The sequence below is a fragment of the Desulfovibrio cuneatus DSM 11391 genome (genome assembly GCF_000430005.1).
Classification (GTDB): Bacteria; Desulfobacterota; Desulfovibrionia; order Desulfovibrionales; family Desulfovibrionaceae; genus Frigididesulfovibrio; species Frigididesulfovibrio cuneatus.
Genome location: NZ_AUCY01000048.1, coordinates 1 through 19285, shown reverse-complemented (window position 1 = coordinate 19285; position 19285 = coordinate 1). Strand labels below are relative to the sequence as shown.

The following is a 19285-nucleotide window of genomic DNA, read 5'->3' as shown; positions in this document are numbered from 1 at the left end:
CAAGCTGGTGCAGGATAGCGGCCTCGGTTGTACTCAGCGCGTTTTGCGATGATTGCCGCAAGCTCTCGCTCAAGGCGCTGAATTGTTGCTGGGTCAGGTTCTCCATCTCTTGTCGTTCCTGCTCGGTCTTGGCCTTCAACCGTTCTGCCAGTGAGGTGAGTGAAGTTCCAGTGTTCGGCATACATGCCTCCTTTCAGGCGGAGCTTGATTGTGTTGGTATTTTCTTCAGTGTCAGAATTATTTTTTGAGCGCTTTGACGTATTACGGGAGTTTTGCTTGCGTCTGCGCGGCGGAAGCGGTTGCGGCGCAGAACTTTCAGCCGCTGCATCTTCAGCAGGTATTGCAACGGTTATGTAATCCTTCCCAGCCCGGTTAATGGCAAAGCCTGCATCTTTTAGCGCCTGCACAACGTCTGCCCGGTTGCCAATGCGCCCATCTTCAATGCCCGCCAGAATGTAGTCGTGTATGGCTTTTTTGGCTGTGCTGCGCGGGTCAGCGTCCGGGCTGTCTTTGGCAATGGCCCCCCAGCGAATCAGCCGGGCGCGGTGCAGGTCAGTATGCTCCGGTGCATAGGGCCTGATGCGGGCCGGGTCGTCCGGCCTCGCCCAGCCTTCCCGGTGGTTGTGTAAATCGCGGAACACATCAAACGGCTTTTGCCAGCCGGGAGGGCACGGGTTAAACGCCTTGCCGCTAGAAAGTTCCACACGCGGAATGACAAAGTGCAGTTCATGGTGCCCGGCGTGGGCATGGCGAACCCACAGAATATTGCGCTGGTCGGCAGCCAACCCGGCAAAGGCCACGGCCTCAAAGTCGTCCATGACCCGTTCTTCCATCTCCGTTGTAACGGCGTCGTCCGGATGCCAGGAAAGTGTACCCGCCGTGAAGCGCCATACGGTTTCCAATGAATCAATAAGGGCGCGGGTTTGTTCCGGGTTGCCCCGCAGCACCGTGGGCGGGTTAGCTTCTCTGTCCGGGTAATCCAGGCGTAACAGGTACTCGATGGGGGCTGCCCCGCCGCCTTGCCCATGCGGGAACACCTTCATGTACATGGTGGTTCCTCCCGGCTTTCTCCTTGGGGCGGGCGTGTGTCTGCATTTTGCAGGCTTTGCTCCATGCTCCATAGGGCTGCCAGGACTTGTACAACCTCTGCTCGGTTTTTGAAGGTATTTGCCCAGCGGGCGAGCTGGTTCAGGTTTGCACCAATGCGGGCAAGCTGCCGCACATGCTCCCGCTCCAACGGAGTTTGCCGCAGGTGGTAGTCCAGGGCACGCTGCCGGATGAAGTCCGTAACCGTTTGCCCCTGGGCGGCTGCCTTGGCGGCAATGGCTTCTTTTTCCGCCGAGGTAACGCGAAGCTTGAGCCATGCCGTGCGATTGGGTTTTGTCATTGCTCCACCTCCGTTGGCTTTGGTGAGGCTCTGCCTCCCCAATCCCCTCCGGCAGGGGCATGATGCCCCTGCACCCACAAATGGGGTTCCAAGGGTATCATACCCTTGGTGGGGGGAACGGGGGGCAAAGCCCCCTGTGCTTTATGGGGTCGAGGGGAGTAATCCCCCGCCAGCCCCGGCAGGGGGCACCGCGTTAGCGTGTGCCCACAACGGGTAGGCTGGCTATGCCATTTAGCAACAGTGGGGTGAACAGCGTGAAGCCTGTTGCTTGCTTTGCTTGCGTATTGAGGAAAAAGCGAAAATAGCGGAATAAGTCTGCACTGCCTGTGCAGTTGGCTTTGCCTTTTTTCTCTTTTTCCGCTTATTTCGCAAAGGCCATTGCCGCAAAAGGCGGCATAGGTTTTATGGTCTGCGTAAGGAGTAAAAAGCGTATTTAGCGAAATAACTGGCATCATGCTTCCTCCCTTATTTCGCTAAAATCGCTTTTTTCGCTTATTCCGCTTTCTTCTCTTCCTTCGCACAAGGAAAGCACAAGCCGGGGCCTGCCTCCGTTTTTCTGCTTGGCAATGGCTATTCGACGCTGTGCTTCCAGTTGCTGTAAAATAGGCTGCAAGCGGTCTTTGGAAATATGCCCGCTGAAAACACGGTTCAGCTCCGTGGCAGTGAGGGGGCCATTTTTTAAGGCTTCCAGCACCTTTTCTTCCAGCGGATCAGCGGCTTTGTCTCCAAAAATATACAGTGCAGAAGCCTGCGCGTATTGCCACATAGCAAGGGCGGCTTTCAGGTGCGACTCGGCGATGTGGTCGGCCCCATCGAGCAGGGCGTATACCAGGGCAAGGCGCAGGGTTTGGGCTTCGGCCCGGTTCACAATGCTGCCTGCAAGGCCAGAATGTTCTTTGGAAAGTTCAGGGTAACAATGCTCCCACAACTCCAGAGCGGTGCTGTGCATCTTCATGGCTCCACGTTTCTGCGCATGGGCCACTAGACGCCATAGTTCACGCTGCATGGGGGCAAGCTCGGCCTCCGGCATACGGCTTGGCAAGGGAACCAGCTTGGCCCGGCGGGCGCACACCCATAGGAACCGGTTGCCAAAGCCGTTCACGGCCTGCACTTCCCCAAGGCACACCGCCAGTTCCTGCATAGTAATGTGCGTGATAATGCTTATGTGTGCCCCTTTCACCAGCACGGGGTTGTTTTTAGTGAGCGGGGCATAGTCGCCGGAATCCCAAAAACAGCGAATACCCATGGAAAGGGTGTTGCCCTCCCGCTTGATGCAGGCAAGGCCGCTGGCAAATTCTTCGTCCTGTATCATCAGACGCTTGTCGCCTTTTTCGCGTATGGGCTCATTGGGGTTGAGCTTGTGCTTTCGCTCGCGCTCTTCGTCTGTTTCATCGCGCACGGCATGAGCCAGCCCTTCCCCGGTGGAGAGCGGTCCACCGCTTTCTCTGGCAGGCAAGGGCAACTGCCAAGCCTGCAAGTCAGAAGGATAGCAGTATTGCCGGGTGAACAGTTTGCTTACAGGGTGGCGTGAGGTTCCCTTTCTGGCCTTGCTGGAATTGCCGCAAATAACGGCAAACAGGCGCGGCGGGTGAATGGTTTCCCCCACATAGATGTGTGGCCCCATGTTGGGCGCGTGCCCATAGATTTCTGCCCCAAAGCGTACCAAGGCTGTCACGCAAATGGCTGCCGGGTCTGCTTCACTATCTTGCGTGGCCAGCCGGACAAATTCTCCCAGCAGGCCGGGGCAGGCATCCCATGGAAACTGGGGCCATTCTCGAAGCTGCATTTCTTCCGGGTCGGGCGGGGGTGTGTCTGGCATTTGTATTTGTGGTGCTAGGGCTGGAAAGCGTACCGCTGCTTTTTGCACGAACTCTGCCGGGGGCATGGCGGTTTCCATATGTAATTGCGGTATGAATCCGGGCATGGTGGCATCAGCAATGTCCCAAGACTCCGGCAAGGTGTCAGGTGGGAGAACAACGCTCATGCTGCCAGCAATGCCGCGCAGATGCTCCAGCAACTCCAGAGCAGCCTTGAAGCCGGGGGCGTCATTGTTAGGCCAGATGATGACGGTTCTGCCCTGCATGGGTGAGAAGTCTGTTTTGGCAAAGGCGTTGGCCCCGCCGCTCCAGGTGGTGACTACATGCTGCGGGAAAAGAACCTTGGCGGCATCGGCGGTTTTTTCTCCTTCCACAAGGAGTACAGGCGCGGAAGCCGGAAGCGTGTAGAAGGCTGGCAGATTGTATAGGGGCCGGGGTGCTGGCAAAGCCTGCCATGCCCATTGGGGGCGCTGGTTGCCATACTGCCCACAACATAGGGGCAGAACCACCTTGCCTGTTGGCGTTTCAAAGCGCACGGCATGGAAAAGCGTTTCGCCCAGGGCGTTTGTATAAGCCCAGGCATCTACCCTTGCCCCATGCTGTGAATGCCAGCGTGGTGGCTCTGGTGCATTGGCTGGCACAGGAAGCATGGGGGTAAAGGTGTTTTGCTGTTGCGCTTGTGGCTGTACGGTCGGGCGCGGCTGGTCAGTGCCTATGCCATACTTGCGGGCCAACTCGTTGGCTGCTTCCCCTTGGCGCATGTGCCATACCTTGGCAGCCAGGGCGATAATATCGCCCCAGCTATCCCCGGTGGCAAAGTCGCTGCCTTTGCCTGTTTCCAGGCTGGTGGAGCAGGAAGTTCCTGCCCCGCCTTCCAGCGAAGCGCACAGGTATTCCTTGCCGGAAACTTTGCCGCCGGGAAGGAGATCCGGCAGCACCTCCGGCAGGCGCTGGGCAAGTGTGCCTTTCACCTGTTCAAAGATGCTGCTCATTTCTGGCTCCGAAGCTGCGGGGCAGTGTCACGGGTGTGTACGCTTTGTGCGGTAAAGTAGGTTTCCAGATCGTTAATATCGTACAAAACACGGCTGCCGATTTTGGAGTATTTTGGCCCTTTCTTTTTTGTGCGCCACACTTCCAGCGTATTTGGCTTTACTCCCAAAAATTCAGCGGCTTCGTCTGTGTTAAGTTTTTTGGCAGGCATACGGAGTCTCCTTGTAACGAAGTAGGTTGGGCTTGGGCGAAATGCACCAAGCTGGAGACACCTATGTAGGCTGCTATCAAAAGGAAAAAAATTGCATGGTAAGTTCAGGCACAACAAAACCCCCTCTTTCTAGTGCTAGCAAGAGGGGGTTGTCTTTTTGTTCTGTAAATTAAGCTTATTATGCAGCTTGCATTTGATTGCGTTGGAACCTAGTCGAGCTAGGTTTTGCTCATTACTTGCCTTGTTTTGGAGCTCCACCCCAGTTGATAATGTCTGCGGGCATATTTTTTCGGAAGATTTCAATATAGGTAGAGGGCGCTTTGTCCACTCCGTATACTTTTGCAATGGCAAGATACTTCTTGCGGATTTCATCTTCTGTAACTTTATAAGGGGGCTTTACGGAATTACTCACATGGCTGGCAAGCTCAACAAGAACTGCCATATGAGTCTCTATCTTTTTTAGACTTTTTTTAAGTATGGCTTCCCGGCCAGTGGCTGCTGTAAACTCGTATGTTCTCTTTTTAAGCTTCGTCGTTAGGTCATCAACTTTGCGTTCTAAAGCGATAACTTCAGCAGAGACTTCTGCGGTTTGCTCCATGGTACTGCCCCAATTTGACTTGTTGGCAGCAATAATTGCTTCTATCTGGGAGTAATCGCAACAATAATTGTTGGAGCCAAGGGCATGATTCTGGTCTGTACGGAAGAACAGGGGAGAGAGGAAAGTCGCAATTCGTTTACAGGGAATATTTTGCTCGACCCCATCCCCAAGCATTGCCTGGGTACGGTACACAGCAATGCCGTAGAACTTGAGCGTTGCAAGGCTTTCTGGATTCGTTTTCGCGTGAAGCAATCGCATAGCTTCATTCAGGCGGATAGCTTGGGGCAAAGTAGCTGTTTCAAAAAAACTAAAAGCTTGAAATATAAATATGCACAGCAAAGCCGTGAAAAGAAGCCCTAAGGCAACGCCCCCCAGCAATGTTGCGGTAAGGTCTGAAAGAGAATCTTGTTTGACAGAAAAATACCGGAGAAGGCTTGCTACTGTGTATGATGTTGCAAGAACGCCAACACACCCTGTACCAATGACAGCCATAAGGCGAACGTTTTGGATAATCTCAAATTTTTTTGATGTGAACATGGTTATTCCGGGAGTGGTTAATAGTCAAAAGTGCCAACAGGCTGATTATATGCCGCCTGTGGCTTATTCTGCCCCTTCCTCAAGGCGTTCTTCAATTTCTTCCACAGTGGGCAAGCTGGATTTGAAAGCCTCTGGCAAGGCGCGGGTGAGTTCGTACTCTGAAACGCCAATGGGAGTAGTAACATTGCGCAGTGTATATTCTGCCACAATGCGGTCATTGGTTTGGCAAAGAATAAGGCCAATGGTGGGGTTATCCTGTTCATCACGCAATACATCGTCCACAACCGAGCAGTAGAAATTGACCTTCCCGGCATATTCGGGCTTGAATTTTCCTTTTTTGAGTTCAATAACCACATAGCAATGCAGTTTTGTATGGTAAAATAACAGATCAATGTAAAAATCCTGACTGTTGACTGCCACATGGTATTGCCTGCCCATGAAAGCGAAACCAGCGCCTAGTTCCAGCAAGAATTTTTCCACATGCCCCACAAGGCCCGTTTCAAGTTCCCGCTCGTGGAAGGGTTCTTCAAGAGTCAAGAAATCAAAAAGGTAGGGGTCTTTGAGAACTTCTTGGGCCAAAGCGGATTGCGGCGTAGGAAGGTGGGTGGAAAAGTTTGTTGTGGCCTTCCCCAGCCGCTCATGGGCATTGCTTTTGATTTGGCTAACAAGAAAGTCGTGGCTCCAGCCATGTTCCAACGTTTGCGCCATGTACCATAGCCGGGTGCTTGTCTCTTTCACTCCAAGAAGCGTAGCATTATGCGCCCAAGGTAGCAGCAAGACAAATTGCAAAATTTGGGCATCAGGGTTGCTGGTATCTGCTGGAGAGAATTGGGCCAATGCCGTTGGCCTAATTGGGGTGCTTGCATGGATTGGCAATTGGGCCAATGCTGTTGGCATAATTGAGAGGGCTCTGTATTCATTATGAAAGGCAAGCATCCGCTTAAGATTTCGCTCAGAAAACCCCTTAGTCTCTGGCAAGTCATTGCGTATGTCTTGCGCTAGCCGCTGAATAATTTTTGTTCCCCAGCCTTCAACTGAGCGCCGCTCCGCAATAATGCGGCCCACATCCCAGTACATGAAAAGCATTTCTGCGTTGGCAGATAAAGCGGCTCGCACCTGCGCCTGGCGTATGCGGTCTTTAATTTCTTTGAGGAGCAAAGGGTAGTTCATGGGATTGCCTTTGTGTTGAGAGCGGTACGGCAGTGCTTGCAGGCAGTGGCTACCTGAATAGTATAAAGAGGGTGGTTCAAGGCTGCAAGCCCTATCATATTGCATCAAAGCATATAAAAACAGTGGTGAATTTATGTAACAGGGTAGAAGAAACGTCTACAACCCACCCAGTATTTTGGCCGCTGCATTACCTGCTGCTGTCATGGATTCCGGAAGGAACTGGCCATACTTTTTCTTGGTGAATTCTGCGTTTTTGTGGGTGAGCATTTCGGCAATCATATCCAGGGTGAATTGTCCGCTGTTGGCCAGGGTAACTGCAAAATGGTGCCGCAGCCCATGGAAAGGGCGAAATTTAGCAGGTAACCCTGCGGCTTTTTTTATAGTGTCCACAGCACTGCAATCTTTTCGCATTTCACCAAATTTACCGGGAAAAACGTAATTACTTTCCGGAAAATGTTCTGCCCTCCAGGCAAGTTGATCTTGGAGAACTCCTGAGGCAACGTCACTCATGCCAATGGAAATGGATTTGCCACCCTTGGGGGAGCGAATGCGAATGAGACGCATGTGGAAATCCAGATCGTGTGTTTCCAGTTTGAACATTTCACCTCGGCGCATTCCAGTGAAAAAAGCCAAAAGCAGCATGTTGGCCACATCTTTCACGGGCCAGCAGCGAACTGTTTCCAAAAATGTCGTTACTTCATCGGGCTTGAGGTACTCTATAACCTCGTTATCTTTCACGGGCATTTCTATTTGAAAACTCAAGGCAGGGCAGCGGTTTGTTTTATAGCCAAAATTTACAATGCGGCGTAGCAATTCCAGAGTATTCCATAAGGTAGCGGGCTTGCGTTCCCCCATTAACTTGCGAAGCTCTTCAACCAGTTGAGGGGTAATTTCACTTACCGTGCTCTTTCCGCACAGGGGCACAAGGTGCTTTTCGTAACGGTTTCTGTCCGTAACAATGCCTTTCAGCGAAGGGCCTTTGATTTCAAAGTAGGCTTCGGCAATTTCCTTGAAAGGCTTGTCCTTTTCGGCTTTTTCCCGGCGAATGTCCTTTGCTGTTTTTACCTCTTCACCGTGGCGAACAGCCTTAACCCGCTCTGCCCGTATTTCAGCCGCAACGTCTGGGCCATACCCTTCAGACGTTTTGCCAATTTTTTCCCATACAAGCCGCCGCCCGGAACGGTAGGTAATATAGAAGCAAAGGTCTGGTGCCCCGGCGTATTTCTCCGAAGTTTCATATACATAGACTCCGGCCCACTTCTTTGGGTGATAACGTTTTTTTTGTGTTGCCATAGTGTGTTTCCCCGTAGAAAAATGGCTTGATACCTTTTCTAACCACCAAAATTTTTCTAACCTATTTCTAACCATATGGTCAAGTTTTGGCTAAAAGTATCGGGTTGCGTAAAACTCGTTTTTTGAGTAACACATTGATAATAAAGGAGTATATAGCTTTGTAAAACACGGTAAATTCTAACCAAAGGGCATAAAAAAGGGCTCATAACCCGAAGGTCGTAGGTTCAAATCCTGCTCCCGCAACCATAGAAATTAGGCCCTTACAGTGGAAACGCTGTAAGGGCTTTTTCTGTTTATAAAATCCTCTCCCCATCCTCTCCCCATTTTTTTCACCAAGCAAAATGAAGCAAGGTGAAAGTTCCCACCAAAAAAGAGATACCCTAGCCCAAGGCGCAGGCACAAAATGCCCCACCGGGTGAGGGTAAGGCTTATATCGATAAAAATTGATATGGTTATTTGTCTGGCTGTGTTTGCCTTCCCTGTAAGATATTTTCACACAAGCAAAAAAAGCTCTGCCAGCCTGTAAAAACGTGGGGTTCGCTCGTTTTGGATTACCTCGACAACCGCTTGGCTGCCAGTTTGAATTTTAATGGTGTGGATTTCTTTGTTGTTCATAGCGGTATCTTCTCTCTTGTTATGGTTTTGCAATGCCCCTATAGGGTGTCGAAAATCCCACCTTCCGGTTGCAGCAATCCAAGGCTCTGCGTTGGCTTTTCTGCCATAAGGCTTGCAATGGCTTCCGGTGTGCAATGGTCAACAATCAATCTTGGTAGTGGGGGCACTTCTGGCAAGTTGCGTTCCAGGTCCGCAATATCCGCAAAAAAACTTTGTAACTGGTCAGGATTTGCATTTGCTGGCCTTGTTCGTCGAGCTTCAATAGTTTTTTCAAGTGTTTTGCGTCTTGAAAGAGCTTCCTTGCGGGTGTCTTCTATTTCTGCCCTGGCTTGGCGCTCCCATTCAACAAATAGTGCTTTGCAAAGAGCTACCACGGCACTTTTTCTTTCACCTGGGGGCAAAGCGCATAAAGCAAAGCGGGTCCGCTGTACGATTCATGAACACGCACTATAAAGCGGCCCCTTGCAGCGCATGACATAGCACCAAGGGCGTTTATAAAGGTAAGCTCTGCGGGAACCTGAATTGCACCAGCTATCGCCTCAACAAAGATTTTCAAAATAGGGGGCAGCCCCACAAGCTCTGCGGCTTGTGTCATGGTCATGTTGGTCTTGCTTGCCAATGGCCTGATGTTCCCAAAAATGGAATGAAAGGGCGGGCATGGTTACTACCAGATTTAGTGGTAAGTGCAGTCTTTTATCGACGGTGTATGTGCGATGGCTTCTCGGATTTTTTCTTATTTTAAAAGTACTATAATTACAGATGTTTATTTTTTTGTCAGTGGGCATCATAAAAAAATGTGCTAAATATCTTGCTTTTTTCGGGGGAATAGTTTATTGAGAGAATGGCTATAACAACAAGCACCTTCAACAGGCAGGCAGCACAGACCAGAATCCCATCTTGACCACCTCATACTGATGAAGAAAGCAATATTTATAATGATTTTAATATTTTTTAGAAGATAATGATTACCCCTCCAGGTAAAATGATAATATAGCTTTCACCGGGACCCACAGAGAATAAACTCTGCCCCACAGCCTCAAATGAGGTTTTCACCATGATTTCTTCACTCCGCATCATTTCAGATGCACTTCCTGCTTTCGTTTTCCGCAAGGACATATCCACTCATACCCAAGGGATACTGAACCCACGCACTATGGCCAATTTGGATAGCCAGGGCCGTGGTATTAGCGGTGCTATCGTTATTGGCAAACGCGTGGCATACCCGCGTGAAAGCGTTATTGCTTTCCTTGCCCAGCAAGTTCGCCCCCGGAAAAACCGGGGACCTTCCCCCTCTCAAAAGTAAAATAACCATACCTCGTTGCCGCTCTGTTGCGTCTGCGGGGCCTTTGTCGTTGTGTCATTGGCACGCGTTCCTTCTGGTATGCATTTGGGTTCGCCAGAAGGAGCTGTGCCGATGATGAATACACCATGGCAGGCTGGCTCTTTTACTATGTTGGGTAGGGGAGCGTCGCTATTGCTTAAGCTAACTTTCATGGAGAGAGTATATATGGGTACTAAAAGAAACCGAAGAACAGATGCCAAGTACGTGGCTGACCACCTGGAGGTGGTGGAACTGGTGCGCCAAGGCTGCCCAGAGCCTGAAATTTTCTTGCGGCTCGGCCTAAGTAGGGCACAAGTGGGTAAACACAAGCTGGAGGCCATAGCGGCACATGAACTCGCACCGGAAGACTTACATCCGGCTCATGAAGTTTGCCAGGCCCGGAGCCTGCCAAAAGCAGTGCGAAGATTGATGATGCTGGAGTCACAAAACGGCGGCAACACACTCCTTAAGGTTACTGCGGATGGCCGTGGTGGCTGCCACCTCACTTTTCTTGAATTGCACTACCCAAAAAGCACCAAGACAAAAACATCCAGCTGCGATGCTGGCAGAAGGATTTAGAGATGACTGAGCACAATAATCACAACTATAATTATCCTGCCCCCTACGGAGCTGGGATCCAAACTGTTTCCACCTCAGGTGGAGTTCCGGCAGAGCAGGACAACATTTGGAGCTATAATCCCCCCGCAGGGTCTTTGCAATTCATGAAAGACCAAACACACGCCATGAATACTGTGGCCAACTTTGTTAATGCGAACCGTCGGTTGAGTGCCGAGATGCGGCATCAGGTCGAGCAACAGCAGCTGTATGGACTTCAGACTGGAATGTATGGCCAAACTGTCTACCACCTAGGTAGTGTAAGCAGCCAAATTACGCGCCTTCCCTTTGAAGGCCTGCCGAGTGACCTTTGGTCCGTGCTGCATGACCTAGCTCGTGTAACGGGCTGGCCGGAGCATGTGCTTTTAAAGGCTCTGCTGGGAGCAATTAATACTGCCCTACGTGGAAGGTATCAGGTGCAGATTGATTCCACCTGGGCTGAGCCTGTACTGCTTTACATTGGGTGTTTTGCAGAATCCGGGGTTCGCAAAAGTCAGGTGATAGACCTGCTTGCCGCCCCATCCAAAGCTTTTCAAGCAAGGCTTCAGGCGCAGTACCACCAGGAAAGCCCTGATCTTAAGGCCCTGCAAAAGCTTGGGAAAAAGGTGCAGGATCGAAAGCTGAACGCCTTGGCAAAAAAATTGGCGCTCAGGGAAGGCGAGATAACCCCTGACCTTCTGGCAGAGGAGATCAAACAGATTTGTGGACCATTGGAAGGCAAAAGGATTCAGGGGATGCCCAGCCTTTTTGCAGATAGCTTTACGGAAAAGGGCCTTGTTAAGGCCATGGGTGACTGCGGCGGTGGCCATGCCATTATGCAGGCAGAAGGAACACAGCTCTTGGACCAACTTGTTGGCTCGTCAGCTAACCTGGAGGTGTTTTTGAAAGCGTACAACACGGAAAGCTATTCCCACCGATCCGCACAAGGTACGGATATTTTTTTGGAAAAACCTTTCCTTTCTATCGTTTTGTTAGCGCAGCCCGATGTGGCTGCAAGGTTGTACGGCTCCAAAACTTTGGTGGGTAGAGGGCTTGCAGCGCGCGTTACCCCCTGCTTTCTTCCCAGCGGGGGAATCGCTGAAGTTGTGTTCCCTGGGACGGCCTTTGACGCCGGGCAGACGTACACTAAGAAAGTAACTCGTATGCTGGAGCGCAATTACACGCAAGAGGCAACACGGGAGATATTTACCATTGGTGTTACCGAGAGCGCAAGGGTTGTTTTGCGAGGGTTTGCGCGAGAGCTAACCCGACAGTATGGGGCAGAGCACTTACCCCATTCATCGTACCTTAGAAAGTTGCATGGGGCGGCAGCGCGCTTCGCAGCTACGCTCCACTGCTATCGCCATGACAATCCGGAACGCGAACCCATGTCGGAACAGGATGCAAGAATGGGGGTTGCCATTGCAAAGAGTACTATCTCGGATGCTCAGTGGGCCTTCGCTCCCAATGGGGTGCGGGGGGTGGAGGATGCACGGACAATAAGCGCCTGGATCAAGCGGCACAACAGGGAAGTGTTTGAAGCGAGATCGATTGCCAAGGACACATCGGTGCGCAGTATTGAGAGAGTCCATAATGCCCTGGACTTGTTGGAAAGCCACAACCACCTTCGGCAACTGCCTCGGCAGTCTGGTGGGCGGGCTTGTATTACGCATCCGTTTTTGTCCGCGTGCAGGATGTGAAGACGAAGGGCTCACAACTGGTGGGCGGGCTTATGCTCCGTATTACGCATTCGTTTTGCTCCTTCATCGATAAGACCAGCATGATGTAAAAGTCGATCCCCCCTCCGACAAGTCGCTTGTCGGAGGGGGGATATCGCTTTTAGATGCCTTTTTGACGGGTTTTATTGTGTAAGCTGTAGCGTATGTCGTTTGTTATGTCATACCATACGTGACCATTTTATTTTCCAGGGGAAAAGATGGCTGAACGAAGAGTTGGCCAATTTATTTTCATGCCAGGGTGGCGTGAAAGGGCATGAAAACTTGATGTGGCTGCCAGCCTGAGTGAGCTTTATTCCTCATGCCGTGAAACGGTACCAAGTTTTTTTAAGTGCTCCGGTAAAAAATAATTCCGTCAAGATTATATGCGTGAAAGTGTCGATTACCACAGTGTCTGTAAAATGCCCAAACCAGCAATATGGGAACGTAGCAAAACAGGTTATTAGTAATATTAAAAACAATTAGTTAATAGCGTAAGGAATGGCTTGTCATAACACGTACAGTAAGCTCTTAGTTATGCTCTTCTTTTCAATGTACACTTAATTTGTAACCAAAACCATAAAGGAAAATGAAATGATCACATACAATCATCAGTATAACCAATACCCTATTCAATGCTGTGAACACAGAACGTATGGGTATAGCGTAGATACACTTGCAAAGCTGGACAGTTTGCTAGCCCATATGACAACACGATTCAGTAAGGTGTTGTTTGTGCGTTTTGATGTGCGTTACCCGCAGGAGTTAGCGTACAGTGTAGACAACGTCCTTTTTTCCAACTTCATGGGTACGCTGGTACGCTACTGCCAACGTAAGGAGTATGCCCCGGCATACATGTGGGTACGTGAACATGATAGCGCTTTAAACCACCATTACCATTGCATCATGCTATTTAACGGGCACAAGATTCAAAACAGCTATGGGGTGCTCAAGAAAGCGCAAGAGCTGTGGGCACAGCAACTGGATACTGCCGTGCCAGGGTTGGTAAACTTCTGTGCTCCCACAACTATGCCAAACCAGTATTGGCTTATGCTGCGGAAAGATCAACAAACATGGGAAGATATGTATCATTATGGGTTTCAGTGGGGTAGTTATCTGGCGAAGGTCGATACCAAGGAAACAAACCTGCATGGGGTTCGCTCCGTAGGCTCATCCAGAATTCCCAAAACCTTGTACCAGAGCAGCCTTGCCAATTACAAAAATAGCCAGGAAACTACGGAATAGAGAAAAAAACGACATTTTTACGCATTGTGGCGTTGCTATGGCGGGTAAACCGCCTTTTTTTGTCCCCTATAACCTAAAATGAGATGATATTATGAATAAAAAGCCAGAGAATAAGCAAAATATGCCTGTGTTGCCCAATGCCACCATAGCTGGCTTGCCTGCGGAAGCTCTCGTGCCTTTGGCAATTAAAAGTCTTACTGTGGAACCTGTGCAAATTCCTGATGCTACGAATAATCACACCGCTGTGTGCTCGGCAGAACTGGTAACCGGTGAAGGCACCGTGCTGAAAGACGTGGCCATGGCTTCTGCCAACGACATTGCAGAAGGCTCAAACCAAACACCTCTGGCTCTGGCTTCTGCCAAGTGCAAACGGGCTGTGCTTGGCACGGCTGTGGCTTTGAGCGGAGCCTTACCTATGGAAAATACTGCTCATAAAGCGGAACCACAACAGCCGAAGGAGAAACCGAAAATATTTGATGTTCCCTTCCACCTGGCAAAACCGAAACCATTGCCTCAAGCAGAGAGAAATGGCGGTGGCACCAAGCCAGCATCGGAAAAACAGCGCGGGTTTATCGGCACCCTAGCCCAGCATAGTGGGACAGACCCGGAAACCTTGGCACAAGAGGTGTTCGGCAAACCTGTGAAGGCCCTGCAAGGCAGTGAAGCGGACGCGCTTATCAAAAAGCTGAAAGGGGTAGAGGAAGAGTAAAGCAATACAGCGAAATAGTGTACACTAGCTGAGGCTTATATGCTGTAAGAAGTTTTATGGTAGTTGTTAAATATTTATGCATGCGTTAATGGAATGATATGCCTTGCGGCAATATGTAGGCCCATATAGGGGAAAATCATTTTTATTTATGCTCACAATGTCTGTAAGGGCTTTCCGAAAAGCAAGGAAGCATTCTTTTTCGTCATTCCTGCCTTTAAGTCGTTGTTGCAAAGCCTTTACATCAGATTCAGCGTAACCAGCAGCAATGGCATCCTTGGCAGCTTCTATGACTTCATCTGTAATGCCTATTTGGCGTAAGCCAGATTTAAGGACATGAGGGGCAATGGCCTTGGCAACATTAAATGCTGTGTTGGTAACGTCCTTTAAAAATTCAGAGTCACTTTGCTCTTGCTCCTCATAATACGCAATAATTTCTGCTGCCAGCGAGGAAAATACATCTTCTGCATAGTCATGGGCAAAGGCATCATAATAGAGAACAGGTTGTCCTTCTTCTTTGCATTGTGCTTCCCACATTTTTACAAAGGTTGTTTTGCCAAAGCCCCATTCCCCATCCAGAATGATGACCCCTTTATTCAAGGCTTGCGCAAAATGCCTGAGGTTGTGCCCGTAGCCTTCTAACCCAAAAATATCATTTTCGGGGGTGAACCCTTTTGCGCAGTCAATGGTCGGTTCGTGGTAACGGTCTGGCATGGTGTTCTCCATGGGGGGAGTTGAAGAGGGTGGGAGAGTACGTTGAGTTTATCTTCAAAAACGGCTAAATTGTCGAGAGGTTTTAACGGTAAACAGTTTTCCTCCCAAAATTCGATGTCTTGCATAGGCTCAACGGGAAGATTTTTTATTAACTGTTCCCATTCACTTTCCTGAAATCCATATTGCTGGCACAGCCCAACTAGGTTGTCTTTACTAAAGAAATGATTTAGAGCATCAACGTGTTCCTTAACTTTATCTCCTCTTGATGCAAAGTAATAATAGGAGCCGTCTTTACAGAAGAAGTTTTTATCAACATCATGTCCTATGTCTAATTGGTTTTGGCCAACGCGCCTGCTCGCTTCCTCCGGCCCATATTTCCAAAGATAAAAGAATACACGCTTACCACTATTAGAAAGCGGCATAAGTTGTGAAGCGATAGCCGTTAATAAATTTTCATAAGCTTCTTCTACTTTCTGTGCTGTTCGGGGTTTAATTGCATCAACATCATGGCGATCTTTTAGTTCCTCCAGCTTGGTAACATATGATTGGAGATCGTTATTCTTTTCTCCTGTTTGGCTGAGTTTCGCTACAAGTGCAGCTTGTTCAGTCTGTAGCTTGCTAAATTCTTCTATTGAAACTGTTTTGGGTGGGGCAATTTCTAAGAGAGCACTTGATAATTTTTTTAAAAATTCGTCAGCTTCCCTTGTATAGGCCGCAGGTCTATCCGAAATAATTGCTGAACATACGCTGGAGGCCATATTAATAAAGGAATCTGTACCTGACTTGTCTAAACCTACGACCATATTTTCAGTGAAAACTCCCTGCATATCTTTATATGACAAGCCGGGAAAAAGGAATATAAAAACGTCTGCCTTCCCCTGTTCCTTGAGCAAGCGAGCCGCACCCATTTCACATAAGCAATAAGGGCTATCAAAATAGTTTTTACTGAGAAATAGTACAATAAGCTTGGACTGTAGCAATTTTCTGAATATTGATCCGTTTATGTAGTCACCACCAGAAATGCCTGTGTCTGGATGGGACGTGTAGAAAATATGCTCAGCACGAATCTCAAAGCCGAGGCGCAGAATTTTGTCAACAAAAGGATTAGTAACAGGCTTATCTTTTCTCGCATGTGAAACAAAAATCATTGAGGTATCCTATTTCTATGAAGTTAATTATCCTGAACGGCTAACTCACTTTATTTAGCATCTTTTTCTTAATCCAGCCCTTTGCTTCAAGCGCCGTGACCAATGATTGCGCCCCAACATCACCCCCAACTTCTCCTTCACCAGCACGGGTAACCCCTTCACAATGTCCATCGCAAGCTCACGGTTATAACCCGCAGCACCAAGCTCAAGGGGTATTTGTTGCGGCAGCACAGTACCCTAAATCCACCCTTTCTTCTTCATGGCTTCCTCAGCTTCCTGTTTCCATTCCAGGGCTTCGCTTTCCACCTCAATACCCTTAATGGAGCTGTATACGATCAGGGCAGCGGTTCCATAGTCTTCTTTGGGGTTTTTGGCCTTGGCGTATGCCTCAATAAGTTTTGCCCCGGCACGGGCGATTGTTTTTTGTCTTTCTGGGAACTCTCCTAATAGAAGTAGTTCATCAAACATTTTTTGGGCTTCTTCCATGTTGCCTTCCTTGTCGTAAGCCTCGATAATGATCACAGTAGCCTGGGCACGCTGGGTCAAAATTTCTTCCCGGTCGCCCAGGTCTTTCATTTCATCGAATAGGGCACGGGCTTCTTTTGTGTTGCCTGCTAATGCGTAAAGATTGATCATGCATGCACTTGCAGTAGCACGGTTGTCTCGTCTTCTTTCCGTGTCGCCAAGGCCTTTCATGGCATCGAGTATGGTGCGGGCTTTCGTTATGTTAGACTTTGGGTATCCAGCAGTAAAAATATAAATAATGTTTTTGTAAGCTTCTGATTGAAAATCTTGTATATTATTTGAGCCTTTCAACTCCTTCAAAAGTTCGTATATGGTGAATGCGCCTTCAGAGTTGTATGGAGCACTATAAAAATGCGTCATGCCAAGCAAGGCTCCTGCGAAGTTGTTTGTAATAAATTGGTTCTGTGGGTTTGTGTTGTAGGCTTTTTGTGTTTCTTGAAATAATTGGTTTATTTTATCTGGATATTCTTCTTGTGGGGCTGCTAGTGCATAAAAGAAAAGCAAATATGGTGCACAGAGGCTTAAGGCCTCAATAATAGTTATTTCGTTGCCAAGCTTTTTAATTTCTTCATATGTTTTTTGCCCCTTGTCCAACTGTCCATCTATTGCATACCCTTGTACGAGGAATGCTAGAGCCCTTGCGATTGGTTCGGTTTGGCCTTTAAATGTTGTTTTTATCGCCCCCAAAGTTTGTAAGGCATCATCAAAACGGGCCTTTTGAGCGAAAAACTGTACAAAATAGGTTTGGGCATTTGCCTGCTGTGTTGTACAGATTTCTTTCTTTGGCAACGATTCAAAAAGCTTGTACAGTTCCTGGCCTGCCTTAAGGGCAGGCTCTGTTTTGTCGTGCAGCACCTCAAAAATGGTATTGCGTAAAAGTTGCCCGTGGTTTGCCCAGAATTCATCAGGGGTATTGGTACGCTGATTACTGAAAGCGCTTTGGTGGTCCAAGAGTTTTTCAAAAAAGGGCTGAATCTCACTAGCTTGTATGTTCTCTGTTCTGTTAGCAGATGGAACAGACGCCGTCCGTTTAGAAGCCCCATAGATTGTCATGATGCTGGCATACCGGGCAAGCATATCTACGGAGTCAAGCTTTTCATTCACAGCTTTTAATTGGCCGTCAATTTCTGAGAGATCTTCCTCTAGGGAAGCCCTTACGCGCAGCGTTTGCCATATTGTTCCCCCAAGGATAGCGAGAAAAATTGTACTTAATCCGGCAATTACAGTTGCATGCTGGGAAACTATATTGCTCAAGCCTGTAAGGGCACTCTGTTGTTTATCGCTAATAGCTTCTTTAATTTCTGCTACAAGTTCGGCTGGCGTATGGGCGTTGCTGGTTTGGCTGGGGGGTGCCTCCGGAGCCGGGAGGAAATGTTGTTGTTCTACTGTGCTGTATGTGTTTGTTGCGGTAGTCGCCCCAGCGTGTTGCAAGTGCCAAAGGGTCCCCCCTTTCAGAAGTGCAAAGAGGGCAAGCACGGCGATACAAAATAAGAGGACTTCCCTGGAGTATAACCAGCACCAGGCTTTACTGGATTTTTTATTTCCTTCGCTCATTTGCCTTCCTGCGGTGTTGCGGTTGTGAGGCGACTATTTTTTGTTGAAACTCTCAATCAAGCGGCTTCCGGCATCTACTGGAGTTTGTAGGTTTTGGCTTTTTATGAGGCCAGTTCTGCATGGCGTAAACATGGTATTAAAAAAGATGCTTCTCTCAGTTTCGGTAACTGCATTGCTTGGCAGAAGCCTGAAATATGTTTTGGCCATAACCACTTTTTCTTCCGCATCTCTGGCAAGGTGCAGTGCTGACACATAGAGCTTGCTTAGAAAGCTTAAAAGCCAAATAAAAATAGTGGTTATCATAAGAAACGGAGCGATTATTCCAAGCGGGTACGTTTGCTTTAATTCAAGTGAATAGAAGGATATGGCTTCAGGGAGTACCCACTTGAGGAGAATGATAAATATGGTAAGCCCCCCCGTGACAGCTCCCGCAAGCATATAAGATAGATACCTTGCTTGATTATTGTATTTTTCTTTTAAATCATGCCAGTCGCTTTCCGCCGCCTGCAAGCCAACGGCCTCATTGTAAGCCGTTTGGTATGTTTCTTTTAGGCTTCTTTTGACTTGTTCTCTTTCCCAGGTTTGCGCGTCGTCTATTTGTTTAACTCGATATAGCTCTAACTTAAGTGATGTATCACTCATTCCCGCATTGAGTGGGTGTGCGGATTGCAGTATGTCTGCTGATGCAGGATTCTCCTGAGCGATGATACCACATGTATATACTATCCATGCTAATTTATATGTCTCTTGACTTGCATCTATTTCTGGGAAAGAGCTGAGAGTGTCTAGGCAACCTTTAGTCCGAACTATGGCGTTTCTATAAAGGGCGGATTCAAGTCGTAAGTGCAACACCTCCGGTGTTGGATAAAAAAGCAAGGTGCGGTAATACCTTAGCTCTCTATCCACCACAGATGAGGGAACTATGCACTACACGCACCTTGCCAAGGAAGAACGCTATTACATTTTCTGTAGTCTGAAAAGCGGAAAATCCATGAGAACTATAGCACGTGAATTGAACCGCAGCACCGCTACAGTTAGTCGTGAGTATGCCCGCAACAAGGGGTTGCGCGGTTATCGCTACCAGCAGGCTGAAAGGAAAAGCCAAGAAAGGCAGGCTCATAAAGGAAAGACTCAGATATCACCTA

The 19285-nt window shown here is 48.7% G+C and carries 17 protein-coding genes; 5 read left to right on the top strand and 12 right to left on the bottom strand.

All coding sequences use genetic code 11. The annotated features are described in order from the left end of the window. The 8 genes from G497_RS0111475 to G497_RS0111435 all read right to left on the bottom strand — a co-directional run. Positions 1 to 1049: relaxase/mobilization nuclease domain-containing protein (locus tag G497_RS0111475; protein WP_027188248.1), on the bottom strand; the 1049-nt coding region annotated here is incomplete at its 3' end. Next, positions 1040 to 1387, bottom strand: a complete 348-nt coding sequence (locus G497_RS17960; RefSeq protein WP_051258077.1) for a MobC family plasmid mobilization relaxosome protein — start codon at positions 1385 to 1387, stop codon at positions 1040 to 1042. The genes G497_RS17960 and G497_RS0111475, both read right to left, overlap by 10 nt. A gap of 451 nt (positions 1388 to 1838) precedes the next feature. Next, on the bottom strand, positions 1839 to 4196 hold the full coding sequence (locus tag G497_RS20640) for a DUF3987 domain-containing protein (protein WP_245576386.1): 2358 nt from the start codon (positions 4194 to 4196) through the stop codon (positions 1839 to 1841). Continuing rightward, a complete protein-coding gene (locus tag G497_RS0111460) occupies positions 4193 to 4405 on the bottom strand; it encodes a helix-turn-helix domain-containing protein (RefSeq protein ID WP_027188246.1) in 213 nt (70 codons plus the stop codon). The genes G497_RS20640 and G497_RS0111460 overlap by 4 nt, the downstream gene beginning before the upstream one ends. Positions 4406 to 4637: 232 nt before the next feature. Then, a complete protein-coding gene (locus G497_RS0111455) occupies positions 4638 to 5540 on the bottom strand; it encodes a hypothetical protein (protein WP_027188245.1) in 903 nt (300 codons plus the stop codon). A gap of 63 nt (positions 5541 to 5603) precedes the next feature. Then, complete coding sequence (locus G497_RS0111450; RefSeq protein WP_027188244.1) at positions 5604 to 6710, bottom strand: PDDEXK nuclease domain-containing protein; 1107 nt, start codon at positions 6708 to 6710, stop codon at positions 5604 to 5606. Between the two features lie 156 nt (positions 6711 to 6866). Continuing rightward, positions 6867 to 8003, bottom strand: a complete 1137-nt coding sequence (locus tag G497_RS0111445; protein WP_027188243.1) for a tyrosine-type recombinase/integrase — start codon at positions 8001 to 8003, stop codon at positions 6867 to 6869. Between the two features lie 653 nt (positions 8004 to 8656). Continuing rightward, positions 8657 to 9052, bottom strand: coding sequence for a DUF3987 domain-containing protein (locus tag G497_RS0111435; protein ID WP_084516255.1), 396 nt, complete (start codon positions 9050 to 9052; stop codon positions 8657 to 8659). Between the two features lie 980 nt (positions 9053 to 10032). Between G497_RS0111435 and G497_RS0111415 the strand changes: the two genes are divergently transcribed. The 4 genes from G497_RS0111415 to G497_RS0111400 all read left to right on the top strand — a co-directional run bounded on the left by G497_RS0111415 (position 10033) and on the right by G497_RS0111400 (position 14202). Continuing rightward, positions 10033 to 10518: a hypothetical protein gene (locus G497_RS0111415; RefSeq protein ID WP_027188240.1), complete on the top strand. Its 486-nt coding sequence runs from the start codon at positions 10033 to 10035 to the stop codon at positions 10516 to 10518. 2 nt (positions 10519 to 10520) lie between these two features. Continuing rightward, positions 10521 to 12233, top strand: coding sequence for a DUF3987 domain-containing protein (locus G497_RS0111410; RefSeq protein ID WP_027188239.1), 1713 nt, complete (start codon positions 10521 to 10523; stop codon positions 12231 to 12233). 609 nt (positions 12234 to 12842) lie between these two features. Then, positions 12843 to 13493, top strand: coding sequence for a YagK/YfjJ domain-containing protein (locus G497_RS0111405; RefSeq protein WP_027188238.1), 651 nt, complete (start codon positions 12843 to 12845; stop codon positions 13491 to 13493). A gap of 91 nt (positions 13494 to 13584) precedes the next feature. After that, positions 13585 to 14202 (top strand): hypothetical protein, encoded by a 618-nt coding sequence (locus G497_RS0111400; protein WP_027188237.1) that lies wholly within the window; start codon positions 13585 to 13587, stop codon positions 14200 to 14202. A 66-nt stretch (positions 14203 to 14268) separates the two neighbouring features. Here G497_RS0111400 and G497_RS0111395 read toward each other — a convergent pair whose 3' ends face one another. From G497_RS0111395 to G497_RS0111380, 4 genes are all read right to left on the bottom strand, one after another. Further along, positions 14269 to 14913 carry a P-loop NTPase fold protein gene (locus G497_RS0111395; RefSeq protein ID WP_169727002.1) on the bottom strand — a complete coding sequence of 215 codons (645 nt, stop codon included), beginning with the start codon at positions 14911 to 14913 and terminating at the stop codon, positions 14269 to 14271. After that, positions 14838 to 16061 (bottom strand): toll/interleukin-1 receptor domain-containing protein, encoded by a 1224-nt coding sequence (locus tag G497_RS19300; RefSeq protein WP_027188235.1) that lies wholly within the window; start codon positions 16059 to 16061, stop codon positions 14838 to 14840. Before G497_RS19300 ends, G497_RS0111395 begins: the two co-directional genes overlap by 76 nt. Positions 16062 to 16298: 237 nt before the next feature. Next, on the bottom strand, positions 16299 to 18140 hold the full coding sequence (locus G497_RS0111385; protein ID WP_027188234.1) for a pentatricopeptide repeat-containing protein: 1842 nt from the start codon (positions 18138 to 18140) through the stop codon (positions 16299 to 16301). Positions 18141 to 18173: 33 nt separating this feature from the next. Then, on the bottom strand, positions 18174 to 19016 hold the full coding sequence (locus tag G497_RS0111380; protein WP_169727001.1) for a DUF6161 domain-containing protein: 843 nt from the start codon (positions 19014 to 19016) through the stop codon (positions 18174 to 18176). 46 nt (positions 19017 to 19062) lie between these two features. On the opposite strand from G497_RS0111380, the gene G497_RS0111375 reads away from it, so the two are divergent. Further along, positions 19063 to 19285: helix-turn-helix domain-containing protein (locus tag G497_RS0111375; RefSeq protein WP_027188232.1), on the top strand; the 223-nt coding region annotated here is incomplete at its 3' end.